24 protein-coding genes are annotated in these 24,500 nt (G+C 68.2%); 11 read left to right on the top strand and 13 right to left on the bottom strand.

The features are described 5' to 3' along the window. Positions 1 to 5: 5 nt before the first annotated feature. Positions 6 to 968: a Bug family tripartite tricarboxylate transporter substrate binding protein gene (locus ABL843_RS18630; protein WP_418116817.1), complete on the top strand. Its 963-nt coding sequence runs from the start codon at positions 6 to 8 to the stop codon at positions 966 to 968. Here the strand turns inward: ABL843_RS18630 and ABL843_RS18625 are convergent. Further along, the gene (locus ABL843_RS18625) at positions 955 to 1,893 is read right to left on the bottom strand and encodes an aldo/keto reductase (RefSeq protein ID WP_418116816.1); all 939 of its coding nucleotides are present in this window, start codon (positions 1,891 to 1,893) and stop codon (positions 955 to 957) included. The genes ABL843_RS18630 and ABL843_RS18625 overlap by 14 nt on opposite strands. A gap of 137 nt (positions 1,894 to 2,030) precedes the next feature. Here ABL843_RS18625 and imuA point away from each other — a divergent pair, with 137 nt between their 5' ends. The 4 genes from imuA (at position 2,031) to ABL843_RS18605 (ending at position 8,526) form a co-directional block, all read left to right on the top strand. After that, positions 2,031 to 2,831, top strand: coding sequence for a translesion DNA synthesis-associated protein ImuA (gene imuA / locus ABL843_RS18620; protein ID WP_418116815.1), 801 nt, complete (start codon positions 2,031 to 2,033; stop codon positions 2,829 to 2,831). Next, a complete protein-coding gene (locus tag ABL843_RS18615) occupies positions 2,800 to 4,161 on the top strand; it encodes a Y-family DNA polymerase (RefSeq protein ID WP_418116814.1) in 1,362 nt (453 codons plus the stop codon). Before imuA ends, ABL843_RS18615 begins: the two co-directional genes overlap by 32 nt. Continuing rightward, positions 4,154 to 7,510, top strand: a complete 3,357-nt coding sequence (locus ABL843_RS18610; protein ID WP_418116813.1) for an error-prone DNA polymerase — start codon at positions 4,154 to 4,156, stop codon at positions 7,508 to 7,510. Before ABL843_RS18615 ends, ABL843_RS18610 begins: the two co-directional genes overlap by 8 nt. Before the next feature lie 89 nt (positions 7,511 to 7,599). Continuing rightward, the gene (locus tag ABL843_RS18605) at positions 7,600 to 8,526 is read left to right on the top strand and encodes a hypothetical protein (protein ID WP_418116812.1); all 927 of its coding nucleotides are present in this window, start codon (positions 7,600 to 7,602) and stop codon (positions 8,524 to 8,526) included. Between the two features lie 10 nt (positions 8,527 to 8,536). On the opposite strand, the gene ABL843_RS18600 is transcribed toward ABL843_RS18605, so the two are convergent. The 4 genes from ABL843_RS18600 to ABL843_RS18585 form a co-directional block, all read right to left on the bottom strand. Then, on the bottom strand, positions 8,537 to 9,556 hold the full coding sequence (locus tag ABL843_RS18600) for a phosphotransferase enzyme family protein (RefSeq protein ID WP_418116811.1): 1,020 nt from the start codon (positions 9,554 to 9,556) through the stop codon (positions 8,537 to 8,539). Positions 9,557 to 9,588: 32 nt separating this feature from the next. Continuing rightward, positions 9,589 to 10,176 carry a 2'-5' RNA ligase family protein gene (locus ABL843_RS18595; RefSeq protein WP_418116810.1) on the bottom strand — a complete coding sequence of 196 codons (588 nt, stop codon included), beginning with the start codon at positions 10,174 to 10,176 and terminating at the stop codon, positions 9,589 to 9,591. A gap of 35 nt (positions 10,177 to 10,211) precedes the next feature. Further along, on the bottom strand, positions 10,212 to 10,415 hold the full coding sequence (locus ABL843_RS18590) for a hypothetical protein (protein ID WP_418116809.1): 204 nt from the start codon (positions 10,413 to 10,415) through the stop codon (positions 10,212 to 10,214). 103 nt (positions 10,416 to 10,518) lie between these two features. Continuing rightward, a complete protein-coding gene (locus ABL843_RS18585) occupies positions 10,519 to 11,799 on the bottom strand; it encodes an SGNH/GDSL hydrolase family protein (protein ID WP_418116808.1) in 1,281 nt (426 codons plus the stop codon). Between the two features lie 108 nt (positions 11,800 to 11,907). Between ABL843_RS18585 and ABL843_RS18580 the strand changes: the two genes are divergently transcribed. Beyond that, positions 11,908 to 12,816, top strand: coding sequence for a LysR substrate-binding domain-containing protein (locus tag ABL843_RS18580; protein WP_418116807.1), 909 nt, complete (start codon positions 11,908 to 11,910; stop codon positions 12,814 to 12,816). A gap of 136 nt (positions 12,817 to 12,952) precedes the next feature. Here the strand turns inward: ABL843_RS18580 and ABL843_RS18575 are convergent, their stop codons facing one another. Then, complete coding sequence (locus ABL843_RS18575) at positions 12,953 to 13,624, bottom strand: GntR family transcriptional regulator (protein ID WP_418116806.1); 672 nt, start codon at positions 13,622 to 13,624, stop codon at positions 12,953 to 12,955. Positions 13,625 to 13,822: 198 nt separating this feature from the next. Here ABL843_RS18575 and ABL843_RS18570 point away from each other — a divergent pair, with 198 nt between their 5' ends. The 5 genes from ABL843_RS18570 to ABL843_RS18550 all read left to right on the top strand — a co-directional run bounded on the left by ABL843_RS18570 (position 13,823) and on the right by ABL843_RS18550 (position 18,277). Further along, the gene (locus ABL843_RS18570) at positions 13,823 to 14,692 is read left to right on the top strand and encodes an NAD(P)-binding domain-containing protein (protein WP_418116805.1); all 870 of its coding nucleotides are present in this window, start codon (positions 13,823 to 13,825) and stop codon (positions 14,690 to 14,692) included. 80 nt (positions 14,693 to 14,772) lie between these two features. After that, positions 14,773 to 15,411 (top strand): 4-carboxy-4-hydroxy-2-oxoadipate aldolase/oxaloacetate decarboxylase, encoded by a 639-nt coding sequence (locus ABL843_RS18565; protein ID WP_418116804.1) that lies wholly within the window; start codon positions 14,773 to 14,775, stop codon positions 15,409 to 15,411. A 27-nt stretch (positions 15,412 to 15,438) separates the two neighbouring features. Further along, entirely contained in the window at positions 15,439 to 16,413 is a 975-nt protein-coding gene (locus ABL843_RS18560) for a Bug family tripartite tricarboxylate transporter substrate binding protein (RefSeq protein WP_418116803.1), read from the top strand. Then, complete coding sequence (locus tag ABL843_RS18555; RefSeq protein WP_418116802.1) at positions 16,410 to 17,390, top strand: tripartite tricarboxylate transporter substrate-binding protein; 981 nt, start codon at positions 16,410 to 16,412, stop codon at positions 17,388 to 17,390. The genes ABL843_RS18560 and ABL843_RS18555 overlap by 4 nt, the downstream gene beginning before the upstream one ends. Then, positions 17,387 to 18,277, top strand: coding sequence for an amidohydrolase family protein (locus ABL843_RS18550; protein ID WP_418116801.1), 891 nt, complete (start codon positions 17,387 to 17,389; stop codon positions 18,275 to 18,277). The genes ABL843_RS18555 and ABL843_RS18550 overlap by 4 nt, the downstream gene beginning before the upstream one ends. Before the next feature lie 92 nt (positions 18,278 to 18,369). Here the strand turns inward: ABL843_RS18550 and ABL843_RS18545 are convergent, their stop codons facing one another. From ABL843_RS18545 to ABL843_RS18515, 7 genes are all read right to left on the bottom strand, one after another. Next, positions 18,370 to 18,975 (bottom strand): hypothetical protein, encoded by a 606-nt coding sequence (locus ABL843_RS18545; RefSeq protein WP_418116800.1) that lies wholly within the window; start codon positions 18,973 to 18,975, stop codon positions 18,370 to 18,372. 74 nt (positions 18,976 to 19,049) lie between these two features. After that, positions 19,050 to 20,369 (bottom strand): MSMEG_0569 family flavin-dependent oxidoreductase, encoded by a 1,320-nt coding sequence (locus tag ABL843_RS18540; protein ID WP_418116799.1) that lies wholly within the window; start codon positions 20,367 to 20,369, stop codon positions 19,050 to 19,052. 40 nt (positions 20,370 to 20,409) lie between these two features. Beyond that, complete coding sequence (locus ABL843_RS18535) at positions 20,410 to 20,697, bottom strand: MSMEG_0570 family nitrogen starvation response protein (RefSeq protein ID WP_126022036.1); 288 nt, start codon at positions 20,695 to 20,697, stop codon at positions 20,410 to 20,412. Continuing rightward, on the bottom strand, positions 20,688 to 21,701 hold the full coding sequence (locus tag ABL843_RS18530) for a sll0787 family AIR synthase-like protein (RefSeq protein ID WP_418116798.1): 1,014 nt from the start codon (positions 21,699 to 21,701) through the stop codon (positions 20,688 to 20,690). The genes ABL843_RS18535 and ABL843_RS18530 overlap by 10 nt, the downstream gene beginning before the upstream one ends. Further along, positions 21,698 to 22,258 carry an MSMEG_0567/Sll0786 family nitrogen starvation N-acetyltransferase gene (locus ABL843_RS18525; protein WP_418116797.1) on the bottom strand — a complete coding sequence of 187 codons (561 nt, stop codon included), beginning with the start codon at positions 22,256 to 22,258 and terminating at the stop codon, positions 21,698 to 21,700. Before ABL843_RS18525 ends, ABL843_RS18530 begins: the two co-directional genes overlap by 4 nt. Positions 22,259 to 22,260: 2 nt before the next feature. Then, a complete protein-coding gene (locus ABL843_RS18520; RefSeq protein ID WP_418120489.1) occupies positions 22,261 to 23,343 on the bottom strand; it encodes an MSMEG_0568 family radical SAM protein in 1,083 nt (360 codons plus the stop codon). Continuing rightward, positions 23,306 to 24,358 (bottom strand): Nit6803 family nitrilase, encoded by a 1,053-nt coding sequence (locus ABL843_RS18515; protein ID WP_418116796.1) that lies wholly within the window; start codon positions 24,356 to 24,358, stop codon positions 23,306 to 23,308. Before ABL843_RS18515 ends, ABL843_RS18520 begins: the two co-directional genes overlap by 38 nt. Between the last annotated feature and the right edge of the window lie 142 nt (positions 24,359 to 24,500).

The raw sequence follows: 24,500 nt of genomic DNA, 5'->3' as shown, positions 1-24,500 counted from the left end.
ATCCCATGCGACGCAGAACCCTGACCCTGGCGGCCCTCGCGGCCGCGGCGCTGCCCGGTGCGGCGGCGTGGAGCGCCGATGCGTTCCCCAACAAGCCGCTGAAGCTGATCGTCGGCTTCGCGGCCGGCGGCGGCGCCGACGTGCTCACGCGCATCATCGCGGAGGGCCTGGCCAAGCAGCTCGGCCAGCAGGTGATCGTGGAGAACCGCCCCGGCGCCGACGGCGTGCTGGCCGCGCAGGCCACCTCGTCGGCCAGGCCCGACGGCTACACGCTGCTGATGGGCACCAACACCGCGATGGTGGCCGCGCCCACGCTGCGGCCGACGCCGCCCTACGACCCCTTCAAGGCCTTCACGCCGATCAGCTCGGCCGGGCAGTTCTCGATGTTCCTGGTGGTGCCTGCGAGCCTGCCGGTGAAGAGCGTGAACGAGTTGCTCGCGCTGGTGGCGTCGAAGCCCGGCGCGCTCAATTCGGCGTCGAGCAACAGCGCCTCGGAGCTCGCGATGCTGCAGCTGCTGGGCGACCGCAAGGTGGTCAACGCGCGCTACAAGGGCGACATGCAGGCCATGACCGACCTGCTGGGCGGGCAGATCCAGATGATGTTCACCACCGGCACGCTGGCGCCGGGCTTCGTGAAGGAAGGGCGCATCCGCGCGCTGGTGACGCTGCTGCCGCAGCGCAGCGCCCTGTTGCCCGACGTGCCCACGGGCGGCGAGCTGGGGCTGGGCAAGCTCACCATCACGCCGTGGGCCGGCTTCTTCGGGCCGCCGGGGCTGCCGCAGGCGATCACCGACAGGCTCTCGCAGGAACTGCAGAACACGCTCAAGCGCCCCGAGGTGCACGCGCAGCTGGTGCAGCAGGGCTTCGAGGGCTACGGTATGAGCCCCGCGAAGTTCACCGAGTTCTTCCGCACGCAGTACGACGCCTTTGGCGCCACCGTGCGCGAGCACAACGTCAAGTTCGAATAGCAGCGGCCTCGCGGCGCCAGAAGGCCGCGTCGGGAAAGCTGCCCGCGCCGGCGGCCGCGTTGTCGGCCATGTGCTCGCGGCGGCTGGTGCCTGGAATCGTGCATGTCACCGCCGGGTGGCTCAGCACGAACTTCAGCAGCACCTGCGCCCAGCTGTTGCAGCCGATCTCGCCGGCCCAGGGCGGCAGCGGCTTGTCGCGCAGCCGGCGCAGCAGTCCGCCGCCGCCGAAGGGCATGTTGACGATCACCGCCACGCCGCGCTCGGCGGCCAGCGGCAGCAGGCGCTGCTCGGCCTCGCGCGCGTCGAGCGAGTAGTTGATCTGCAGGAAATCGAGCTTCTCGGCCTTCAGCACCGCCTCGACCTCGCCGTAGGCCGAGGCCGTGTAGTGCGTGACGCCGATGTAGCGCACGCGGCCCTTTTCCTTCCAGCCGCGCAGCGTGGCGAGATGCGTGCGCCAGTCGACGAGGTTGTGCACCTGCATCAGGTCCATGTGCTGCGTGCGCAGCCGCGCGAAGGACTGCTCCATCTGCGCGATGCCGGCTTCGCGGCCCGAGGTCCAGACCTTGGTGGCGAGGAAGGGCCTGACCTGCTGCTTCGATGCTGCCAGCAGCTCGCCGGTGGTTTCCTCGGAGCGGCCGTACATCGGCGAACTGTCGATCACCGTGCCGCCGGCCGCGAACAGGGCATCGAGCACGCCGGGCAGGCGCGCGTATTCCTCGGTGCCGGGGCGCTGGTCGAAGCCGATCCAGGTGCCGCAGCCGATCACGGGCAGCGCCTCGCGGGTGGAGGGGATGGGGCGGGTGTTCATGGCTGGCTTGGACTGGGGTTGGGCGAAGGCGGGGAGCGCGGCGCCGGCGCACAGCGCGGCGCCCATACGCAGCAGTTCGGCGCGGGTGAGGTGGAAAGGAATCGTCGGGGGCTGCATCCGTGGCCAGTATCCGACGATGGGAAAGGCGCAGCTCGCCGCAATGTGAAACGCTCTGTGAAGAAGAAACGGCTTTTCCGGGCTTCGGGTTGTGGCTCATGAAATACTGTATGAAAATACAGTTAACAGTCATCGCCATGGGCCTCCCTTTCCTCGATTCCTTCTCCGCTGCCGCGGGCCGTGGCGTCTGGCATGCCGACGAACTCGGCCTTGCCGACGCGCAGGTCGTCGCCACCGGCCATGCCGCGCTCGACGCGGAACTGCCGGGCGGCGGCTGGCCGGTCGGCGCGATGACGGAACTGCTGCTGCCCGCGCCCGAGGCCCATGTCTGGCGGCTGCTGCTGCCGGCGCTGGCGCAGGCGGTAGCCACGCGTGGCGGGCCGGTGGTGCTGATCGGCGCGCCCTACGAGCCCTGCGGCGCCTCCCTCGCGGCGCAGGGGGTGCCGGTGGAGGCGCTGATGTGGGTGCGCAGCGAGGCCCCGGCTGCGCGGCTGTGGGCCTGCGAGCAGGCGCTGCGCTGCGCCGACGTGTCCGCCGTCGTGGCCTGGCTGCCGCAGGCGCGGGTGGGCGAGCTGCGGCGGCTGCAGCTGGCGGCCGCACAGCACGAGGTGCTGCTCTTCGTGTGCCGGCCCGAGTCGGTGGCGCTGTCGGCATCGCCTGCGCGGCTGCGCATCAGGGCCGACCGCAGCCAGGCCGATGTCTCGCAGATCGAACTGAACATCCTCAAGCGACGCGGCCCGCCGCTGGCCGCACCGGTGATGCTGCCGGCGCGCAACGAGCGCATGGCGGCACTGCTTGCCGCCGCCCGGCTGCGGCGCAAGCTGCGCCTGCAGCAGCGGGGCACGGTGCCGGCCGGTGCGGCGTCGGCCACGGTGGTGCGCATCGACGCATGGAAAGGAGGCCCGGATGCACTGGATCGCCTTGCGGTGGTTGCCTGAAGCCGACGCGTCCGACACCCCGACGCTTCCCACGCTCGAAGCCCTGGGCTGGTGGGCCCTGAAGTACACGCCCCACGTCGCCTGGCTCGACGAAGCCCTGATGCTCGAAGTCTCCGCCTGCGAGCGCCTCTGGGGCGGGCGCATGCAGCTGATGCGCCTGCTGGTGGCCGACAACCCCGTGCCCGACGCGCGCATGCTGGGCACGCAGGGCGCCACCAGCCTGATCGCATTGGCGCGGCTGCGCCTGTTCGCGCGCGAGGAGAAGCGCCCGAAGGACGTGCCCGCCGGCCTTCCGCTCGACACGCTGACCGCCGCGCGCGAGCACCTCGACCTGCTCGCGCGCCTGGGCTGCCGCACCTGGGGCGAGGTGGCGGCGCTGCCGCGCGGCGGACTCACGCGGCGCTTCGGCGCCGGGCTGCGCGAGGCGCTCGACATCGCCTGGGGCCTGCGCCCCGAAAGCCATTGCTGGCTCACGCTGCCCGACGTGTTCGAGCAGAAGCTGGAGCTGCCCGCGCTGGCCGAGACCGCGCCCGAGCTCATGTGGTCGGCCAACCGGCTGCTGGCGGCGCTGCAGATCTGGCTGCGCGCCCGCCAGCGCGGTGCGCGCGCGCTGGAGCTGCAATGGACGCTCGACCTGCGGCGCCTCAACGGCGTGAACCTGCCGCCGCACGAGCAGCTCATCGTGCGCACGGCCGAGCCCACGCAGGACATGGCGCACCTGCGCCGGCTGCTGTCCGAAAAGCTGGCCCTCGCCACGCTGGCAGCGCCCGCGAGCTGGATCAGGCTGCGCACGCTCGAAACCGACCCGTGGGCCGGCGCCAGCACCAGCTTCCTGCCGGAGGACAACCGCAAGGGCGACAGGCTGCACGAGATGGTCGAGCGGCTCAGCGTGCGGCTCGGTCCGCAGCAGGTGGTGGTGCCGGCTGCGCAGGCCGACCACCGGCCCGAGCGCAAGCAGGCGTGGCGGCCTGCATTGCAGAAGGAAAAGGGGAAAGAGAAAGCGGCCGACGACAGGAGCCGGAAGCAGGCTGCCGCAGTGGCTTCGCAGCCCGACGCCGTCTACCCGCCGTGGCTGCTGCCCGAACCGCTGCTGCTCGAAATGGATGGCGAGCGCCCGTGCTACCGCGGCCCGCTGAGCCGGCTGATCGGCCCGCAGCGCGTCGAGACCGGCTGGTGGGGCGACAAGGAAGAGGGCGGCCAGCCCGCGATGCGCGACTACTACGTCGCGGAAAGCCCCGAGGCCGGGCTGGTGTGGATCTTCCGCGAGCGGCCCGCCGCGCGCTTTTCTTCCGGCGAGGTTCGCTGGTACCTGCAGGGCTTCTATGCCTGAGCTCAGCGGCAAGCAGGAAAGCAGGCGGCAGCCCGCCAAGGTGCATGCGCTGCCGGTGCCGCTGCGCAAGGCACCTGAGTCCAGGCTGCCCGACTATGCAGAGCTGCACTGCCTGACCAACTTCAGCTTCCAGCGCGGCGCCTCGACGCCCGAGGACATCGTGGACCGGGCCTACCAGCTCGGCTACAAGGCGCTGGCCATCACCGACGAGTGCTCGGTGGCCGGCATCGTGCGGGCGCACGTGTGCCTGCGCGACATGGAGAACAAGCTTTGCGAATACGAGCGCGAGCACCCCGACGAGCCGAAGATCCCGCGCAACCCGAGCTTCCGCCTGCTGTTCGGCAGCGAGTTCCGCTTCGAGCGCTTCAGGCTCGTTGTGATAGCGAACGACACCGAGGGCTGGGGCAACCTCTGCGAGTTCATCACCGCCGCGCGCAACACCGAGCTGCCCAAGGGCGAGTACCGCGTGGGCTGGGAAGAAAGCGACGTGGCTTCGCTGCAGCATTGTCAGATTCTTTTCGTGCCCAACCGAAACCCCGGCGGCGCGATGGATACGGCCACGCTGCACGAAGACCTTCTGGCCGCCAAGGCGCTGTACGGCGGGAACCTCTGGCTGGCGGTTGAACTGTTCAATGAACTCGACGACGACCTCTGGCTCGTCACGCTGATGCAGGCAGGCGAGGACGCGGGCGTACCGCTCGTGGCTGCCGGCGACGTGCACATGCATGCGCGTTCATGCAAGCCGCTGCACGACATACTGACGGCCGTTCGCGAAGGCAAGACGGTGGCCGAGTGCGGCTTCGCGCTGCAGTCGAATGCCGAGCGGCATCTGCGACAGCGCGTGCGGCTTGCGGAGATTTATCTGCCGCAGATGCTGGAGAACACGCTGGTGGTGATGGAGCGGTGCAGGTTCGATCCGAAGGTGATCCGGGAGAACTACAAGTACCCGCTGGAAAACCTGGGCAACGATGAGACGCCGGCGCAGACGCTGGTGCGCAAGACGTGGGAAGGTGCGCGGAATCGCTATCCAGGCGGCATTCCCGAGAAGGTACAGGCACAGGTGCAGAAAGAGCTCGACATCATCGTCGAGCTCGAATACGAGATGTTCTTCCTCACGGTGGAAGACATCGTGCGCTTCGCCCGCTCGAAGGACATTCTTTGCCAGGGGCGCGGCTCGTCAGCCAACTCGGCGGTCTGTTTTTGCCTCGGCATCACCGCCATCAATCCAGACAAGGCCACGCTGCTGTTCGAACGCTTTCTGAGCCGCGAGCGCCGCGAGCCTCCCGACATCGACGTCGACTTCGAGCACCAGCGGCGCGAAGAGGTCATCCAGTACATCTACGAAAAATACGGCCGCGAGCGCGCAGCCATCGCTGCCGTCGTCATCTGCTACCGCTCCCGCAGCGCACTGCGCGACGTGGGCAAGGCCATCGGCATCGACGAGCGGCTGATCGACGAGTTCGCGAAGGACCACTACTGGTTCGACGAAGCTGTGCTCGGCGAGCAGCTGCAGCGGGCGTCGGCGCGCGCAGGCGTGCAGGAAGACGAGCTCAAGCTGGTGCACTGGATCGAGATGACGCGGCGGCTCAAGGGCTTTCCGCGCCACCTGAGCCAGCACGTGGGCGGTTTCGTGCTCACGCACACCAAGCTCACGCGGCTGGTGCCGGTGGAGAAGGCGTCGATGGAGAAGCGCTCCGTCATCCAGTGGGAGAAGGACGACCTCGAGGCGATGGGCATGCTCAAGGTCGACGTGCTGGCGCTCGGCATGCTCAGCGCGATCCGCCGGGGGCTTGCGCACATGAACAGCTGGCGCAACTCGGCCATCGAGATGCATCAGATACCGGCCGACGACCAGAAGGTGTTCGACATGATCTGCGACGCCGACACCATCGGCGTGTTCCAGATCGAGAGCCGCGCTCAGATGTCGATGCTGCCGCGCCTGAAGCCGCGCACCTACGAAGACCTGGTGATCGAGGTCGCCATCGTGCGGCCGGGGCCCATACAGGGCGGGATGGTGCATCCGTATCTCAAGCAGCGGGAGCGGGTCGCCAAGAAATTGCCCATCCGCTACGAGAAGGACGAACTGCGCCCAGCGCTGGAGCGCACGCTGGGCATCCCGATCTTCCAGGAGCAGGTGATGCAGATCGCGATGATCGCGGCCAAATTCACTGCCGACGAGGCCGACCAGCTTCGCCGTGCCATGGCCGCATGGAAGCGCAAGGGTGGCCTCGGCAAGTTCCACGACAAGCTGGTGGACGGCATGGTTCTCAACGGCTACAAGGCCAGCTTCGCCGAAGCCATCTTCAAGCAGGTCATGGGTTTCGGCGACTACGGCTTCCCCGAGAGCCACGCCGCCAGCTTCGCGCTGCTGGTGACGGTGAGCAGCTGGCTCAAGAACTACGAGCCGGCCTGTTTTCTCGCCGCACTGCTCGATTCGCAGCCGATGGGCTTCTACAGCCCCTCGCAGCTGGTGCAGGACGCGCGCCGCCATGGCGTGGAGGTGCGCCCGGTCGACGTCACGCGCAGCGGGATCGACACCACGCTCGAAGCCCGCGACCTCGGCGCGCCGCGCATGCCGCCCGGCACCGACGAGCGCTATGCCGACCGTCTCGGCAGAGAGAACCAGCCCGCGGTGCGGCTGGGCCTGAACCGCATCGCGAGCCTCAGCGATGGCGGGGCCAAACGCCTGCTGGAGGCACGCGCGCAGGCGCAGTTCACGAGCACCGAGGATCTCGCCCTGCGTGCCGAACTCGACGGCAAGGACATGGCCGCGCTGGCCGCGGCCGATGCGCTGATCTCGCTCTCGGGCCATCGGCGCCAGCAGGTGTGGGACGCCACCGCGCAGCGGCGCGCGCCGGCCCTGCTGCGAGGTGTGCCGATCAACGAGCAGGCGCTGCTGCTGCCAGCCGCGTCGGAGGGCGAGGAGATCGTGGGCGACTACGCGGCGCTGCGGCTTACGCTGCGTCGCCATCCGCTCGCGCTGCTGCGTCCGCGCCTGGCGCGCATGGAGCTGATGAGCGCGGCCGAGCTGCGTTCGCTTTCCAGCGGGCAGACCGCGCGCGCCTGCGGCATCGTCAAGGGGCGGCAGCGCCCGCAGACGGCCAACGGCACCATCTTCGTCATGCTGGAGGACGAGACCGGCAATGTCAACGTGATCGTCTGGAGCCATGTCATCGAGGCCTGGCGCGAGCCGCTGCTCAAGTCGCACCTGCTCGCGGTGCAGGGCACCTGGCAGCGCGACGACGACAGCGGCGGCAAGGTGCAGCACCTGATCGCCACCGGCTTCAAGGACCTGACGCCGCTCATGGGGCGGCTCGCGCAGAGCAACACGAGCCGGGATTTCCATTGACGCGGCTAAAGATCCGGCGGAGGGCTCGAATGCAACCGATCGTTTTGCGCCTCGCGCCTTCCGGCTCTTTTCGCTAACCTGTTTCCGCCATGTCCGAATCCGCCGTTCTCGCACCCCCCGCCGCCGGCCCCATCGGGCCGCCGCCTCCCGCGCCCGACGTGCCCATTCCCGTGCCGCCGCCGCACCAGCCGCCTTTTCCGCCGCCGGAGGGCGATCCGCCTCCGGCCGAGCCGCCGGTGACCGACCCCGGCTTTCCGCCTCCGGTGACGGAGCCGCCGCCGATGCAGCATGCCGAGGCGGCAGTGCCCTTCGGAAAGCTGCATGCGCGGCGCCTGCGCGAGATCTACCGCTCGGCCGGCTGGCCGTGCTGCGACACCATCGAGGTCGAACTGCTCGCGGGCGGCTACCTGGAGCGCGTGCGCACGGCGCATGGCCACGAGACGCTGCGCGTGACCGATGCCGGCATCGCGCGCATCGCCGCCACGCTCACCATCAACCGCGCTGCGCTGTCGCCGCACGAGGCGCTGGTGGAACGCGTGGCGCGCGAGATGACGCGCGGCGGCCGCATCGCCTGGCGCGGCCTGGGCCTGCGGGCGCGCCTGCCGCCGCTGGAAGAGGGCGGCAAGCCGCGCTGGTGCATGGCGCGGCCCGACGTGTTCTCGATCCGCAATACCAGCGTGGAGGCCTATGCGCACCCCATCGTTCACGAGGTGAAGGTGAGCCGCGCCGACCTGCTGGGCGACCTGCGCAAGCCCGACAAGCGCGCGGCCTACCTCGACCTGGGCGGCGAGTGCTGGTACGTGCTGGGCAACGATGCGAAGGGCCGCTGCATCGCCAAGCCGGATGAGATACCTGCCGAATGCGGCGTGATGGTGCTGGAGGGCGATTGCCTGGTGGTGGCGCGCGCGGCGGTGCATCGCGCCTTCGAGCGCATTCCGTTCGCGGTATGGCTGGCGCTGGCCAAGGCCCAGCCGATTCCGGGCTTCGAGGACGACGCGCAGGACATGCTGGCCTGAAGAAACCAGCTCAGGTGATGGCGTCGTAGCTCCGGTGCGCTATGGCGACCACGTCGTCGGGCAGGAACTGGTTCTGCATCTGGCGCAGGACCTCTTCGCGGTCTTGCGTGCTGGCAGTGCCGTCGAATATCTGGTCGCAGAACTCGAGCAGGTCCTTCACGATGCGTTCGTGGCGGTAGTAGGCGAGGGCCACGGCGTCGATGTCTTCCTTCTTCGCGCCATAGCCTTCGTGGAACAGCGCTTCTTCGTGCGGCCGGTTCCATGCGTGCCCGACGCCACCGCCGATGAACATCAGGTCGCGCTCCTTCGGCGCGAGGATGAGCGTGTCCCAGTCGACGATGGCCAGGCGGTCGTCGTCGCCGACGAGCACGTTGCCCGCGTGCAGGTCGGAGTGGCACGGCACCAGCTGCGGCGGGCGTTCGAGCAGGATGGATGCGAGCTGCTCGCTGCGGTAGACGATGTTGTCGATCTCTTCCGCGTGCTCTTCCCAGAAGGCGAGGAAACGCATGGCGATGTCGTCGCCCTTCACGTCGTTGATGAAGCGACGCTGGTAGCGGCGCACGCCTTCGCGCCAGTGGTGGTCGTAGCGTTCGCGGGGCAGGGCAGCCGACAATGCTTCAGGCAACTCGGTGCGATGGATCGCGCCTACCGCAGCGCCGAGCGCAACCCACTGCCGGCTCGTCAACGCGCGTTCGAAGCCGTTTCTGCCTTCAAAGAAGGGATAGAGCGCCCAGTCGAAGCCGTGACCTTGCACGCTCAGTTGGCCGCCGGTTGTCGGCAGAGGCGCCATCACCGCTTCGATGCCCTTCTCGTTGTGCAGGAAAGCCGGCACGGCGACCACGCTCCGGTCAAAGCCATTGCGGCGCAGCTTCAGGAAGCAGGTGGCGCCGTCATTCGCGTCGATGCGAAAGACGGCGGAGTTCACATCGGCGCCCAGCGGCAGGAACTCGGCGCGGATGTCGTGCAGTTTGTAGGCACCGGCAAGGCATTGCGCGATGGCTTCGTGCGGCAGGTCGGGAGGCGTGAGCATCCGGGGACTTTAGCGCCGGACGAAAGGCAGCCTCAGTGCAGCGGGTAGGAGGCGAGCGCTTCGTGGCGGAACGGGTGTGTGAAGTGGGAGCGGACCAGGCGGAATTCCGTTGCGGTCCAGCGAATGGGTTCGAAAGACCTGGGGCTTGCGGCTCGCCTGGAATTGCGCGCGATGGTGATGTGTGGCGCCCAGCTCCGTTCCCGGACCAAGAGGGGGAAGCGGGCCCGCCGTAGCGCATGGGTGATATCGAGCTGCAGACGCCGAAGTCCTTCGTGCTCCGACGGCTGTACTACCGAGACGTCGTTGGTCCATGTGCACGAACTGTCAAGCGTGAGTTGCAGCGGCTGCATCGGCACGCCGGCAAGCGCGGCGCGCAGGCGCCATTCGTCGCCACCTTGCTGATCGTCGAGATACTGGAGCGTCAGATGCAGGCGCTCTGCGGGTGGAAAGGAGCAGTTCTTGGTCCACCACCAGTCTTGACGGTGCTCCGAGATCGCACGTTGCACCTCGCGATCTGGGAAAAGGGCAACAAGAAGACGCGCATGCCCGTGCGAAGGTGGTAAACCGCGCGGGTCTCCTCCTTCAGGTGATAGGCCGTTTTCTTGAATGAAGTCGTCCATGGCGTTCTCCTGTCAAGGGTGAAAGTGCAGGCGGTTCAACTGCCGGGCGGCCACCAGCTTTCGGCCGTCGTGCGGATGACGCGCGCCGCCTGGGCGCGGATGTCGTTCGTGCTGTTGTGGCCCACCTTGAAGGGCCAGGTCGAGATGCGGCCTGTGCGGGTGCGGGATGGCTGCAAGCGTTGCAGCCTGGAGAAGAAAAGAACCTGCGCCGTGGGCGCAGGTGGACTGGCGGTGGTCATGGGCGTCGCCTCGATGTTGTTCTTGGAGACGACGAATTCTAGAGAAATACTGTATATATGTACAGTATCCGGAGGGTCCGCAAACCCTTGAGAAAAAGGTTCCTCAGGGCTGCGCGGATGTGCCCAGAAGGGCCTCCAGATCGACAGCCGCAGCCATCGCCCTGTAACCGGCATCGCCCGGATGCAGGTGGTCGCCGGAGTCCATCGAGGCCTTGAGCCGGGAGGGGTTCGCCGGGTCGCGCAGCAGGGCGTCGAAGTCGACCACGGCGTCGAAGGCGCCGGCTTCGCGGATCCAGCGGTTCACGGCCTGGCGCACCTTGTCCTTGGCCGGCGAATGGTGACCTTCGAGCGGCGTGCCCTGCAGCGCCCGCTCGTTCGGCGGGATGGTGCCGGCCATGATGCGCACGTTGTGGGCGCGGGCCATCTCGGCGAGCTGCCGCAACCCCTGGATGACGGCTTCGGCGCGCATGGCCGGCTCGTCGGGCGCGAAGGGGCCGCCGGGCCAGCCGATGTCGTTGGTGCCCAGCAGCACGATCATGGCGCGCACGCCCGGCTGGGCGAACACGTCGCGGCCCGCACGCTCCAGGCCGGCTCGGCCCATGCCGTCCTTCAGCAGGCGGCCACCGGAGATGCCGGCGTTCAGGACCGCCACATTGCGCCCCGCCAGCCGCTCGGCCAGCGCGTCGGGCCAGCGGGTGTTGGCGCCGGGCGTGGAGCCGTTGCCGTCGGTGATCGAGTCGCCGAGCGCGACGACGGTGGCCGGCGCCCGGGGTGTCTCGACGATCAGGCCGCTGAAGTAGACGCGGGTGCTCCATTGCGTGGCTGCTGCCGGCAGGCGGGCCGCGCCGGTCAGGTCGCCATCGGCGACGAAGGCGGTCTGGCGCGCGTCGAAGTGGAAGCCCGCGGGCTGGCTGGGCCGCGGCAGGTAGAGCGACACGGCAAGCTCGGCGAGCGCGGGCAGGGCGATGTCCACCGGGTCGCTGACGAGCCGTGCACCGGGCGGCAGGGTCACGTCGGCCTGCCCGCCGAAACGCAGCGGCCGGTCCGTGCCCTCGACGATGGCCGAACCCTCGCCATGGCGGGCCACGCGTGCGGCGCCGATGTACAGCGGCGCCGTGCCGCCTTCGTTGCTGATCACCACGCGCAGGCGCGACCCGCCGATGCTCAGGCGCGCGACCTGCCGCACGGTCTGGCGGTTGAACTGGAAGGGCAGGCCCGAAGGCAGCACGAAATCGCCGTTCCAGACGGGCTGCGTGCTGGCCATCCAGCTGGGGCTCCAGTAGCTGGCCGGGGAGGGTTCGGCGGCAGAAGTCGCGGCCGAGCCGACAAGGGCGAGCGCGAGAGCGCCGTGGCGCAGGGCCGAGGCAAGAGCGGATGTGGTCATGGAGTTTTTCCTGATGAAAGTTGAAGCGAGGCCTTCACTTTCATTCATGCTCGTCTGGATGGGTAGAAGGCAAAATTGCATCCAGACCATTCCATACTCGAATACACCATGGACACCCTGCGCGCCCTCGAAGCCTTCGTGCACAGCGTCGAACTGGGCAGCCTCTCGGGCGCGGCCCGCGCGCTCGGCACCACGCAGCCGACGGTCAGCAAGCTGGTCGCAGGGCTGGAGCGCTCGCTGGGCGTGCGCCTGCTGCGCCGCACCGCCGCAGGCCTCAGCCTGACCGAGGAGGGCCAGCGCTTCCACGAGCGCTCCCGGCGCGTGCTGGAGGACTACGGCGATGCGGTGGCCGACGCGCGCGAAGGCATCCGGCAGCCGCGCGGCCTGTTGCGCGTGAGCGCGCCGGTGACGCTGGGGCAGCGGCATCTCAACGCGATGGCGCTGGAGTTCCTGGGCCTGTACCCCGACATCGAACTGGAGCTGGTGCTCGACGACCGCTTCGTCGATCCGCTGGAGGGCCGCATCGACGTCTCGCTGCGTGTCGGCGGCACTTTGCCGCCCGACCTGGTCGCGCGCCGGCTCGGTTCGTGGCCGCGCGTGCTGGTCGCTTCACCGGACTACATCGCGTCACGCGGCAATCCGCGCAAGCCGCAGGACCTGCTGTCGCACGACTACCTGCGCTACGCGGCCGGCGACGACGGCGTGCTGCTCGATGGCCCCGAAGGCCCCGTCCCGGTGCCGGTGCGCAGCCGCTACCGCGTGAACAACGCGGTGGCCATGCTCGATGCCGTGCTGGGCGGCGCAGGCATCTCGCTGCAGCCGACCTGGATGGTGGCGGAGCTGCTCGCGCAGGGCCGGCTGGTGCGCGTGCTCGGCCGCCACACCGGTCCCGCGCAGGAGATGCACCTGCTCTATGCGCCGCGTCGCCACCAGCCGCAGCGGGTGCGCGTGCTGGTGGACTTTCTGGCGCAGCGCGTGGCGAAGCTGCCGGGGGCGTCGGCGCATCAGGCAGCCTGACAAGGCCGAGGCCAGCAGCGCACCCACCGGCGAAGGGAAGCGGGCGCAACGCCCGGTGTCTCCGGGTCGGTGCGCACCGCGAGGCAGGCTGATGACCAACACCGAGCCTGGCTCAGGCGTCATCAGGGGCGGGCGATCAGGCCGCGTCCCGGTTTCGTGCGCGGGCGAATTCGTCGCGGTGCTTCATGAAGCGGTGGTAGGACATCCGCAGATGCAACTGCATGACCTGGCGCGCCAGTTCGCCGTCGCCTGCCTCGACAGCGAGCGTGAGATCGCGGTGGTGGTGGAGGCTCTGCTCGAGCTCGGCCGTCGTGTAGATGTAGAAGGAGCGCACGATGATGGGCATGTCGATCATCGTCTCCAGCATCGCCCTCAGCCGCGACGACCCCGAGGCCTCCAGCAAGGACCGGTGGAACGTGCGGTTGGCGTCCTGGATGATGGCGATGCTTCCCGCGTCGCCAGCGGTGATGGCGGCGGCCATCCGGTCGTTGCTGGCCGTGAGTTGGGAAACCAGTTGCTCGCCGCCACGCTGCGCCGCCAGCGATGAAGCGTACGGTTCGAGGAGCATGCGCAGCTGGAACGTCTCCTCGATGTCCCACTCCGACCACTCGGCCACGTGGATGCCCTGGCCCACGCTGTCGGTGGCGAGGCCGTCTGCCACCAGGCGCCTGAGCGCCGTGCGGACCGGCGTGCGGCTCAGGCCAAGCTCGCGCGCGAGCGGCTCCTCCTTGAGCTGGGTGCCTGGGCTGTAGTGCCCCCCCACCAGGCGCTGCCTCAGGACTTCATATGCCTTGTCTCTGCCTTGCATGTCGTGATCTTCGTTGGCCCGCCTGGATTCTAGGCATGGACCAAGCGCGCACTGCCCCGAGGGGCGGGCTCAAGTGTTTGTACTTTGTTTGTTCTTTATTGATGTCACTTGTTTTGATGTCTAAGTAAAAACCCCTGGAGGCATTGATTCGAATGTTCTTTGTTTGTATTATTTTTGTACTTTAAAGGATTGAATTCGATGCGCATAGCAATCATTGGTCTGGGTGAGGTGGGGCGCTGCTTCGCTGCCCCGCTGCACGCTGCTGGCTTCGAGGTCAGCGTCTGCGAGGTTCGGCCGGCTGCCGCGGCCGAGGAGCTTGCCGCTTCCATGGGCGTGCCCATCCATCCGGGCCCCGGAGCATGGCTGGCCGAGGCGCAGTGGGTGCTGTCGTGCGTCACTGGCACGACGGCGCTGCCGGTGCTGGAAGCGGTGCTGCCCCATCTCGCGAACGGCGCATCGGTCGCCGACTTCACGACCGCCAGTCCGGCAGTCAAGCGCGAGGCTGCGGCCAAGGCGGCGGCCGCGGGCATCAGATACGTCGACACGGCCGTGATGGGTGCCATCTCGTTGAATCTGGTGCGCACGCCGCTCCTGGTGTCCGGCGAAGGTGCCGGCGACTTCAAGGCCTTCATGGAGCAGGCCGGCGGGCGCGTACAGGTGATCGACGGCGCCAAGGCCGGCGACGCCATCTCGCTGAAGATCCTGCGCAGCATCTTCACCAAGGGCATGGAAGCGCTGTGCGTGGAACTGCTCATGAGCGCCGAGAAGCAGGGCGTGCGCAGCGAGTTGTACGCCCAGCTCGCCGACATCGATCAGACGCCGCTGCGGTCCTTCATGGACATGCTGGTCCGAACGCATGTGGTGCATGCCAGGCGGCGAGCGCATGAGGTCCATGACGCCCAGGGCGAACTGACGGCTCAAGGCCTGTCATCCGTCGTTCTGCCCGGCGTGGCGCAGCGATTCCTGGCGACCGCATCCGCGCTCGAACACACACCGCTGCCTTGCGACGAACCGAGCGTCGAACAGGCGATCGACTGGTTGCTCGCCACCGCCCCTACCGGCTCCTAGCCTGACCTCAACCCCTGCTTGTTCCGGGTGCCGAACGCCCCCGGCGCTCGTCCTCGTTCGTTTTTATTTTGGAGAACACATTGGCAACACAAGACCAGATCAAACAGCTTCGCGACCTCGGAGCCGCAACCGTCTACGAGGCCCAGGGCGCCAAAGGTGCGCTCGACCAGGGCATCAAGCCGATCGACCCCACGCTGCGGCTGGCGGGCCCCGCGCTCACCGTCGATTGCCGTCCTGCCGACAACCTGATGCTCCACTACGCCGTGCAGAAGGCCGCGCCCGGCGACGTGCTCGTGGTCGACGCCAAGGGGTTCATGGAGGCCGGCCCGTGGGGTGACGTGCTGACCATCCAGGCCATGAAGGTGGGCATCGCGGGCCTTGTCATCAACGGCTGCGTGCGCGACGCGAACCTCATCATCGACCTCGGGTTCCCCGTGTTCTGCCGCGGCCTGTCGATCAAGGGGACAGGCAAGAACCAGCCCGGCAGGCTCAATGTGCCGATCACCTTCGGCGATGTCCTCATCCATCCCGGCGACATCATCGTGGGCGACCGCGACGGCGTTGCCGTCGTCCCCAGGGATGAGGTGGCCTCGGCCATCTCCAGCAGCCTGGCGAGGGAAGAGAAGGAAGCAGGCCAGCGCAAGGCGATCGAGCAGGGCGCGATGACGGCCGAACTGCTCAACCTGACCGACACCCTCAAGCGATTCGGCCTCGTCTGAGCGCCTCATAAAACAAGGAGACATCGCATGCGCAAGTTCTTGACCATGGCGCTTTCCTGCGCCGCCCTTGTGGCGTCCCTGTCGCAGGCTCATGCCGCAGACGCCTACCCGTCGAAGCCCATCCGCATGGTGGTGGGTTTCGCCGCCGGCGGCTCGGCCGACATCAATGCGCGCATCGTCGCCCAGGAACTGGGCAAGGAGCTCAACGGAACCATCGTCGTCGACAACAAGGGCGGGGCAGGGGGCAACCTCGGGGCGGTCGAGGCCAAGCGGGCCGCGCCGGACGGCTACACGATGTTCTACGCGACATCTGCCGTCGTGCTTGCGCCTTCGCTCTACGCCAAGCCGGGCTTCGACCCGTATGCGGACTACACGCCCATTTCGCTCACCGCGACCATCCCGTTGCTGCTGGTGGTGAACCCCAAGGTTCCTGCCAGGACCGTCGATGAATTCATTGCTCTTGCCAAGGCGAAGCCCGGGGAAATGAACTACGGCTCGTCGGGCTCCGGTGCATTGCTCCATCTGGGCGGCGCCTTGTTCGCCAAGGAGGCGGGCATCCAGGCGACGCACGTGGCCTACAAGGGCAGCGCCCCTGCCGTTGCCGACCTGCTCGCCGGCACCATCCAGTTCATGTTCCTGCCGATCAACGAATCCATTGCGCACGTGAAGAGCGGTGCCCTCCGTGCCCTGGCCATCACGAGCGAGAAGCGATCGGCGCTGCTGCCGGAAGTGCCGACGATCCGCGAGGCAACGGGCAAGACGACCATGGACATGGGCGCCTGGCAGGGCTTGATGCTCCCCAAGGACGCCCCCAGGGAAGTCGTCGACAAGGTGGCCCTGGCGTTGAAGAAGACGCTCGCGGACAAGCCCACGCAGGAGCGACTCACGGGGCAGGGCTCGGTGATCCTGGGCGGCAGCGCCAAGGCGTACTCGGACTACATGAAGCTCGAAGGCGAGCGTTGGGCCAAGGTCATCAAGGAGACCGGCGCCAAGGTCGAATGACAACCATAGAGGAGACGAAAATCATGCTGAACAAAAGAACGCTGATCGTGGGTGCCGTCGCAGCACTCGCCGCCCTGGCCGCTGGTGCCCAGGACTTCAGGAACCCCATCAAGATCGTCGTGCCGTTCGCGCCCGGTGGCGCCACGGATGCACTCGCCCGGCTGCTCGGGCCCAGGCTGAGCAAGGAACTGAACCAGGCTGTCATCGTGGACAACCGTCCCGGTGCCAGCGGCCAGATCGGTACTGCGGCCGTCAAGGCTGCGCCCGCCGACGGCTCCACGTTCCTGCTCGCGCTCGATCATTCGGTGGTCGTGGTTCCACTGATCACGCCCACGGCGGGGTACGACGCGGTACGCGACTTCGTGCCCGTCGGCCAGGTGGCCCGCTTCCAATGGACGTTCGCGGTACCGCTGACCAGTCCCGCCAAGTCTCTTCCCGAGTTCGTGGAAATGGTCCGCAAGGATCCGCAAAGCGGCAACTATGGTGTACCGCTCCAGGGCGGTGTGCCGGACATCATCGGTGCGGCCATCACGCGCAAGGCGAATGTGAAGATGGAGTCGATCGCCTTCGGCGGTTCGGCGCAGCTGATGCCCCAGCTCATCGGAGGTCAGCTCGCCTCGGGGGTGACCGGGGAGCCGGAGGGCGTCCAGATGGCGCGTGGCGGCAAGGTCCGCATACTGGCCATCTCGGGCGGCAAGCGCTCCTCGCTTCTGCCGGAGGTCCCGACCTTCGAGGAGCTGGGCTTCACCGGTGTCGACGTGAACAGCTTCAACGCTTTCTTCGCGCCCAAGGGCCTGTCGCCGGTGCTGGCCGAGAAGTTCAACACTGCGTTGCGTGCCGTGCTCAAGGACACCGAGGTCCAGGCACGCATCAAGGAGATGTCGCTCGATCTGGCGCCCACCGACCTGAACCAGTCTGCAGCCGAGCTGGCCAGGTCGTACGCGTTCTGGAACGATGCCGCGAAGCAGAAGAAATGACGTCCATCGCTTCGGCGGCTTCGGGGCGTGATGGCAGCATGGACGCACCCTTCTCGACCGGCACGCACGCTCCGGCATTTGCCGTGCCGGAAGGCTCCTGCGACTGCCATATGCACCTTTTCGACAGCGCCTTGCCGTATGCCGGCCCCGATGTCCTGAAGCACCAGGATGCGACGCCGCAAGACTACCGGGCGCTCCAGCGGCGCCTGGGCACGTCTCGCAACGTGGTGGTGCAGCCCTCCAGCTACGGATTGGACAACCGCGTCCTCGTGGCAGGCCTGAAAGCGTTGGGCGACAGCGCCAGGGGAGTTGCCGTCGTCGACCCGACGGCAACTGCGTCGCAGTTGCGCGATCTCGAGGACGCTGGCGTCGTCGGGGTTCGGTTCAACCTGGTACAGGCGGGTGCCACGCACGAGCGCATGCTCGAAGACGTCGCCCTACTCATCCGACCCCTTGGTTGGCACATCCAGATCCATGCCCACGCAGCCACGCTGATCGGCCTCGCTGACCGCCTTGCTCGACTGCCGGTTCCGGTCGTGATTGACCACTATGCACGCCTCAATGTGTCCCCGGAGCTGAGGCCAAGCCTGGAAGACAGCGTGTTCCGTCTCCTTTCCACCGGCTGCGCGTGGCTCAAGCTGTCGGCGCCGTACATTGCGTCGCCCCAGTCGACGGCCTACGAAGATCTTGAGAGTTTCGCGCAGAGGCTATCTGCCATGTACCCCGACCGGCTGGTGTGGGGAACGGACTGGCCCCATGTGACCGAGGGTGGGCACAAGCCGGACGACGCTGTGCTCATGGGGCTGCTCTCGCGATGGTTCTCTGCAGACGAAATCACCAGAATCCTGGTCGACAACCCACGCGCCCTGTACGGATTCGACATCTAGTGTTCTGTGCCAGTAATTCGCCCGCAGAGTCGCGCGAGTTTTTCAAGGATTGAATCGGCTGCGCGCTGGCCGCGGAGGGTGGGCGCCCCGGCTCAGGTGCTGCGTAGCTGTCGGGTGCCGACGGGCGTGTCGGGGCCGGTGCGCACGTTGCGCTCGATGAACTCGCGCGAGATCGCATCCACGTTCGCCGGCGCTGGCGTGTTGAAGGACATGCGGTACTTCAGCAGCTTGCCGTTGCGCACCGCGAGGTAGGTGAACGAGTCATAGGCCTTGCCGTCGCGCGAATGCACGAGGCGGAAAGAGACGGTGCGGAAGGTCAGCCCTTCGATGCGCACGTCCTTCGTCGGGCCGATCTTCGCACTGGCATACACGCCCTGCGCGGCGGCGCGCTGCACTTCGGCGATGGTGCTTCGGAAGTGATCGTCGAACTGCGGATCGCCGACGCCCGGCTGCCAGCTGCGCTTCATGTCGTAGACGTAGACGTCGATCCAGCCGACGCTGCTCTCGAAGCGATGGCTGTTGCCCAGGCCGGCGTTCGCCGCTTCGTACGACTTGGAATTGATGTACCGCCACTGCACACCCGTGGGCTGGGCTGGCGCGGATTCGGTCGCCCGCTCCGTGGCCGACGGCGCCGTGCCCGGAGCGCTGGCGCATGCGCACAGAAGCGCGGAGAGAAACGCGGCGATCAGCAGTCTCATGAACTGGCTCCGGGAGTGGGGAAGCCGGATGCTACGTGATCGGGGACGCAGGGTGAAGGCGTCTTCGCGACTCGCTAGGCGGCATGAAGTCCTCGCAGCGGCATCTCTTCTGTGCGCGCATCGCGGCGTTCCGTCTTCCGCCGCTCGATCGCCTCCGCGAGGAACTCCGCATCGCGCGCCACGCCCGAGAAGCGCCCCGATCCCCAGGTGTGCAGCCACGGCAGGCCGAGGAAATAGAGCCCCGGCTCGTTCGTCACGCCGCGCAGGTGCACGGGCGCGCCGCGCCCGTTGAACACGGGCGCATCGACCCACGCGAAATCGGGTGAGAAGCCGATGCACCAGACCACGCTGGTGATGCCCGCCGCCGCGAGGTCGAGCCGCGTGCGTTCTTCCGGCGGCTCCCACAGCGGCGTGTAGACCGAAGGTGGCGGCGCATCGATGCCCTGCGCGGCGATGTGCCTGTCGATCGATGCGTTGATGCGGTTGTAGGTGTCGTCTGCCCGATCGAGGTTGTCCCGCAGGTTGGGCTGGAACTCGAAGCGGCCGCCATCGAAGCCTTCCAGCAGCCCGTACAGCTCCATGCCTTCGAGCGCGAAGCGGCGCAGGTCGATGTCGCGGCCGCCGTCGCGGCCGGTCACGTAATGGTTGGTGTTGTCGCGCACGCCTTCGCGCAGCGGATGCTCGGTGACGGGCATGTCGTAGTACTTCATGTCGGCGAGCCAGTCGACCACCTCGCGGCCCCGGTAGAAGCGCGCGCAGCGCGGCGCGTTGCCCGTTGCCAGGTGAACCTTTCGCCCGGCCAGGTGCAGGTCTTCCGCGATCTGCGCGCCCGACTGGCCGCAGCCCACCACCAGCACCGCGCCTTCCGGCAGCTGCGCGGGGTTGCGGTACTGCGCCGAGTGGAACTGCGCGACGTCCGTCGGCAGTTTTTCCGCCAGGCGCGGCACGATCGGCTTGTGATAGCCGCCCGAGGCCACCACCACCTGGTCGGCGGTGTAGAGGCCCGCGTCGGTCTGCACGGTGAAGCGCTCGTTTTCCCGCCCGCCGGCGCCCGGCACGCGGAACACGCGCTCCACGGTCACGCCCTCGATGGCGGGCGCTTTCACATGCTCGACGAAGCCCGCGAGCCATTCGTTGATCTGGTCCTTGACCATGAAGCCGTGCGGATCGCTGCCGATGTAGCCCCAGCCCGGCAGCTGGCACTGCCAGTTGGGCGTGACGAGGCAGAACGAGTCCCAGCGCTGCGTGCGCCAGGTGTGGACCAGGCTGCGCTTCTCGATCACCAGATGGTCGATGCCGCGCTGCTGCAGGCAATGGCTCAGCGACAGGCCGGCCTGGCCGCCGCCGACGATGACGACGCTGTAGTGGCTGCGTCCGCCGTAGGGGTGTGACATGGGTGCTCTTTCCTTATCTCTGTCTCTGGATGTGGGCGGGTCAATCGTCGAAGGCGACGACGGTGACTTGCGCATCGGCTGTCGCCGAAAAGCGCGCGGCGATGCCTTCGATCTCGGCCAACTGGTCCATCGCCTGCGAGCAGGCGAAGCCGTACTTCGCGCGCACCCGCTCGGAGGCAATACCCAGCGCTTCGCGTGCGCGTTGCAGAAAGTCGTCGAGGGCGTAGCGCCGGCCGGGCGCGAGGTGTTCCCGCACCACGCTGGAAGGCGAGTAGCAGCGGGTTTCGCTGGCGTCGGGCCAGCGCACGCGGAAGTGCGTCACTGGCATGCGGCGGGCTCCTGCAGCGTGGTGGACGGCTGGATGAAAGCATCGCTGCCGAAGTCCCACAGCAGCGCTTCTTCACCTTCCGTGCGCAGACGCACCTGCCGTGTGGCGTCGACCTCGCCGATCACGCCGCAGGCGATGTCGCGGGCCGAGAAGCGTGCCATCACCGCCGCGACCTGCGCGGGTGCCACGCTGAGCACGAAGCCATAGCTCGGAAACGAAGACAGCCACCGCAGCAGCGGCACGCCATCCGGCCGGGGCAGCGCGTCGAGGTCGATGCGCGCGCCCACGCCCGAGCATTCCAGCAGCATCATGGCCGTGCCCACCGCGCCGGCCATGCTGATGTCCTTGGCGGCGCAGCAAAGCCCGTCCTCGGCGATGGCCGGCAGCAGCTCCAGGTCGGCGCGCAGCCGCGCGGCGGGCGCGCGCGTCGAGGCGTTCCAGTACGGAAACGGCTCTTCGTAGGCGCCGCGCAGGTCGGCCGCCATCACGAGCAGGTCGCCCGGCTTCGCGTCGAAGCTGGTCAGCAGCCGGCGCGCATGCCCGAGGATCGCGACCGCCAGCTGCGGCCTCTCGCTGCGGTTGTTGCTGTGGCCGCCCACGATGGGCACGCCGTAGCGCACGGCCGCTTCGGCGAGACCGCGCAGCACGTCGTCGGCCGGGTTCATGCCGGTGCTCCACAGCGCGTCGACCACGGCCGTCGGGCGTCCGCCCATGGCGTAGATGTCGCTCACGTTGACCATCACGCCGCAGTAGCCGGCGAACCACGGCATGCGCACGATGAAGTCTTCCACCAGCCCCTCGATGGCGAACAGCAGGTAGCCGCCGTGGCCGTCGGGGATGGCGGCGCAGTCGTCGCCGATCGGCACTGCTTGCGCGAGCGCGCCGTGACCGCCGGGCAGCGAACGGCCCAGCGCCGATACCACGTCGCTGATGTCGCGCTTGTGGGCGAAGCCGCGCGTGGCGCGAAGAGCCTCGGCGATGTCGTGGACGTTCTGCTGCGTCATGCCAGCACCTTCGAGCGCGTGACGAAGCCGCTCAGCGGATCGTGGCAGGGCGGATACCGGCCGAGGTCGGCCCGCATGCGTGCGTGCGGGCGGCCGTGCACCGTGGTTTCCTCGAGCGCGGTCCAGCCCAGCTTCTCGAACAGCGGCACGTTCTGCATCTGCACCTGCGCGAGAAAGATCCTGCAGCCCAGCGCATGGGCGCGCGACACCGCGAGCCGGATCAGCGTCGCGCCCAGGTGCCCCTGGCTGCGGAAGGCGGGGTGCACCGCAAGGCGCGAGCCCCACCATTCGCCGGCCGCTTGGCCGCGATGGATGCGCACCGTGCCCACCACCTGGTCGGGCATGCCGCCGTTGCACGACATCGCCACCAGCAGCCGCGAATGCTCGTCGACGGCATCGCGGTCGTCGCGCGAAAAAATGCCCTGCTCGATGCAGAACACCGCGCGGCGCAGCGCCATGGCTTCGTCGCGCTCCCATTGCTGGGCGGCCTCGCGCACCAGGTACTCGACGGGTGCGTAGTGGTCCGCCATCTCGCAGAGGTCGTCGATGCACAGCATGGTCAGATTTCGCTTTCTTTTTCGTAGATCGACAACGACGAACAGGCGCCGCACTTGCCGCAGCCGGCCTTGATGTCTGCCGAGCGCAGGCCCGCCGCCACCACGCGTTCGCCCAGCGGCGCGAGCAGCGACTTCATGAATTCCGGCGTGGGCGCCGGGTGGTCTTCCAGCGGCGTGCCGCTGATGGGCACGAAGGGCACGACGAAGGGGTACACGCCGCGCGCCAGCAGCTGGTCGCAGGTGTCGAGGATGGCTTCGCGCGTGTCGCCCAGCCCGGCCAGGATGTAGGTGCTGACCTGCCCCCGGCCGAACACGCCCACGGCCGCCTCGAAGGCGCTCATGTAGCGCGACACCGGCACGCTGGCCTTGCCCGGCATGATGCGTTCGCGCACCTCGGGCGTGACCACTTCCAGGTGCATGCCGAGCGTGTCGATGCCCGCGGCCTTCATGCGGTGGAACCACTGGTCGTCGTCCGGCGGCTCGCACTGGCCCTGGATGGGGATGTCGACCGCCGCCTTGATGGCGAACGCGCTCTCGCACAGCACGGCCGCGCCGCGGTCGGTGGCGTTGGGCGTGCCGGTGGTCATCACCATGTGCTTCACGCCGTCGAGCAGCACGGCGGCGCGCGCCACCTCCGCGAGCTGCTCGGGCGTCTTGCGCGCCACGGTGCGGCCGGCCGCGAGCGACTGGCCGATCGCGCAGAACTTGCAGCTCTTCCTGCGGCTCTCGTAGCGGATGCAGGTCTGCAGCACGGTGGTGGCCAGTACGTCGCTGCCATGCAGCGTGGCGATGTGCGAATAGGGCACGCCGTCGAAAGTCTGCATCGCATAGAAGCGCGGCTGCTTCGGAAAGCTGATGCTCGCGATGGGGATGCTGCCGCGCATCACGCGGCTCACGCCAGTGGCGTCGGGCGCCTCTGCCGTGAATGGCGAGTGCCAGGCGGTGGAGGTGTGGACCGGCACCATGATCGTGTGGCCGTCCACCGTCACGGCCTTGTGGTCCGAGGGGCCCGCGCCGCCGCGCCGGCTCGCGACGCCGGCCGAAGGGTCAGCCAGCCGCAACCCGAAGGACTGGAGTTCGGTCATCAGCTGCCGGCTGTCGGGCTGCTGCGTCGTCGAGGGTGTGGTCATGGTCGAGGCTCCGGTGAACGAGGGGTTGCGTGGGGTGCATGGGCACGGTGGTCTGCGCCGGCCGGTCGTTGATGGCGAGCGACAGCAGCTCCGGTCGCGAGTAGTGGCCGACCGAATCCATCATTCGCTTGCGCTTGGCGATCAGCGCCATGTCGAGGTCGGCCACCACCATGCCTTCGCCTTCGGTAAGCGGCGGTGCGAGGTGCTTGCCCTCGGGCGAGACGATGGCCGTGTGGCAGCCGCCGCGCAGCGCCTTCTGCAGGTCGGCATCGGGCGTGACGGCGCGGATCTGCTCGTCGGTGAGCCAGCCGGTGGCGTTGACCACGAAGCAGCCCGATTCGAGCGCGTGATGGCGGATGGTCACTTCCATCTGCTCCGCGAAGATGGGCCCGACCAGCGAGCCGGGAAACTGCGCGCAATGGATCTCTTCGTGCTGCGCCATCAGGCTGTAGCGCGCGAGTGGGTTGTAGTGCTCCCAGCAGGCCAGCGCGCCCACGCGGCCGACGGCCGTGTCGACCACCTTGAGGCCGGCGCCGTCGCCCATGCCCCAGACCATGCGCTCGTGGTACGTGGGCGTGATCTTGCGGCGCTTGAGCGCCAGCGTCCCGTCGGCATCGAACACCAGCTGCGTGTTGTAGAGGCTGCCGTGGTCGCGCTCGTTCACGCCGAGCACGACGACCATGCTCCGGGCGCGGGCCCGTTCGGCCACCGCCTGCGTGACGGGGCCGGGCACGACCACCGCGCGCTCCGCCAGCCGCAGGTGCGGCGCGCCCTGCAGCACCGGCGGCAGCACGAAGCTGAAGTAGGGGTAGTAGGGCACGAAGGTCTCGGGAAAGACCACGAGCTGCGCGCCCTTGGCAGCGGCCTCGTCGATGGCGCCGCACACCCGCTCGAGCGTGCCTTCGGGCCGCTCGAAGTCGGGCGCGATCTGGATCGCCGCGGCGCGCACGATGCGGTGAGAAGAGGTCATGGTCATCCCCTGTCCACGACGGCGAGCGCAGCGAAGCCAATTCGGGGAACACCGCGGAACCGGCTTTGCCGGGCTGCAGGTGTTGCCCCCGGCGAGGGGGTTGGCGAAGCGACACGAAGTGCGCGAAGACTGGGGGTGGACA

The organism is Variovorax sp. 350MFTsu5.1 (genome assembly GCF_048302515.1).
Classification (GTDB): Bacteria; Pseudomonadota; Gammaproteobacteria; order Burkholderiales; family Burkholderiaceae_C; genus Variovorax; species Variovorax guangxiensis.
This window is presented reverse-complemented; position numbering and strand designations above follow the sequence as displayed.

Excerpts from the sequence above, each read along its gene's own strand:
- ABL843_RS18630 (WP_418116817.1), top strand. The coding sequence starts at position 6 with ATGCGACGCAGAACCCTGACCCTGGCGGCCCTCGCGGCCGCGGCGCTG.
- ABL843_RS18625 (WP_418116816.1), bottom strand. The coding sequence starts at position 1,893 with ATGCAGCCCCCGACGATTCCTTTCCACCTCACCCGCGCCGAACTGCTG.
- imuA (WP_418116815.1), top strand. The coding sequence starts at position 2,031 with ATGGGCCTCCCTTTCCTCGATTCCTTCTCCGCTGCCGCGGGCCGTGGC.
- ABL843_RS18615 (WP_418116814.1), top strand. The coding sequence starts at position 2,800 with ATGCACTGGATCGCCTTGCGGTGGTTGCCTGAAGCCGACGCGTCCGAC.
- ABL843_RS18610 (WP_418116813.1), top strand. The coding sequence starts at position 4,154 with ATGCCTGAGCTCAGCGGCAAGCAGGAAAGCAGGCGGCAGCCCGCCAAG.
- ABL843_RS18605 (WP_418116812.1), top strand. The coding sequence starts at position 7,600 with ATGTCCGAATCCGCCGTTCTCGCACCCCCCGCCGCCGGCCCCATCGGG.
- ABL843_RS18600 (WP_418116811.1), bottom strand. The coding sequence starts at position 9,556 with ATGCTCACGCCTCCCGACCTGCCGCACGAAGCCATCGCGCAATGCCTT.
- ABL843_RS18595 (WP_418116810.1), bottom strand. The coding sequence starts at position 10,176 with ATGGACGACTTCATTCAAGAAAACGGCCTATCACCTGAAGGAGGAGAC.
- ABL843_RS18590 (WP_418116809.1), bottom strand. The coding sequence starts at position 10,415 with ATGACCACCGCCAGTCCACCTGCGCCCACGGCGCAGGTTCTTTTCTTC.
- ABL843_RS18585 (WP_418116808.1), bottom strand. The coding sequence starts at position 11,799 with ATGACCACATCCGCTCTTGCCTCGGCCCTGCGCCACGGCGCTCTCGCG.
- ABL843_RS18580 (WP_418116807.1), top strand. The coding sequence starts at position 11,908 with ATGGACACCCTGCGCGCCCTCGAAGCCTTCGTGCACAGCGTCGAACTG.
- ABL843_RS18575 (WP_418116806.1), bottom strand. The coding sequence starts at position 13,624 with ATGCAAGGCAGAGACAAGGCATATGAAGTCCTGAGGCAGCGCCTGGTG.
- ABL843_RS18570 (WP_418116805.1), top strand. The coding sequence starts at position 13,823 with ATGCGCATAGCAATCATTGGTCTGGGTGAGGTGGGGCGCTGCTTCGCT.
- ABL843_RS18560 (WP_418116803.1), top strand. The coding sequence starts at position 15,439 with ATGCGCAAGTTCTTGACCATGGCGCTTTCCTGCGCCGCCCTTGTGGCG.
- ABL843_RS18555 (WP_418116802.1), top strand. The coding sequence starts at position 16,410 with ATGACAACCATAGAGGAGACGAAAATCATGCTGAACAAAAGAACGCTG.
- ABL843_RS18550 (WP_418116801.1), top strand. The coding sequence starts at position 17,387 with ATGACGTCCATCGCTTCGGCGGCTTCGGGGCGTGATGGCAGCATGGAC.
- ABL843_RS18545 (WP_418116800.1), bottom strand. The coding sequence starts at position 18,975 with ATGAGACTGCTGATCGCCGCGTTTCTCTCCGCGCTTCTGTGCGCATGC.
- ABL843_RS18540 (WP_418116799.1), bottom strand. The coding sequence starts at position 20,369 with ATGTCACACCCCTACGGCGGACGCAGCCACTACAGCGTCGTCATCGTC.
- ABL843_RS18535 (WP_126022036.1), bottom strand. The coding sequence starts at position 20,697 with ATGCCAGTGACGCACTTCCGCGTGCGCTGGCCCGACGCCAGCGAAACC.
- ABL843_RS18530 (WP_418116798.1), bottom strand. The coding sequence starts at position 21,701 with ATGACGCAGCAGAACGTCCACGACATCGCCGAGGCTCTTCGCGCCACG.
- ABL843_RS18525 (WP_418116797.1), bottom strand. The coding sequence starts at position 22,258 with ATGCTGTGCATCGACGACCTCTGCGAGATGGCGGACCACTACGCACCC.
- ABL843_RS18520 (WP_418120489.1), bottom strand. The coding sequence starts at position 23,343 with ATGACCGAACTCCAGTCCTTCGGGTTGCGGCTGGCTGACCCTTCGGCC.
- ABL843_RS18515 (WP_418116796.1), bottom strand. The coding sequence starts at position 24,358 with ATGACCTCTTCTCACCGCATCGTGCGCGCCGCGGCGATCCAGATCGCG.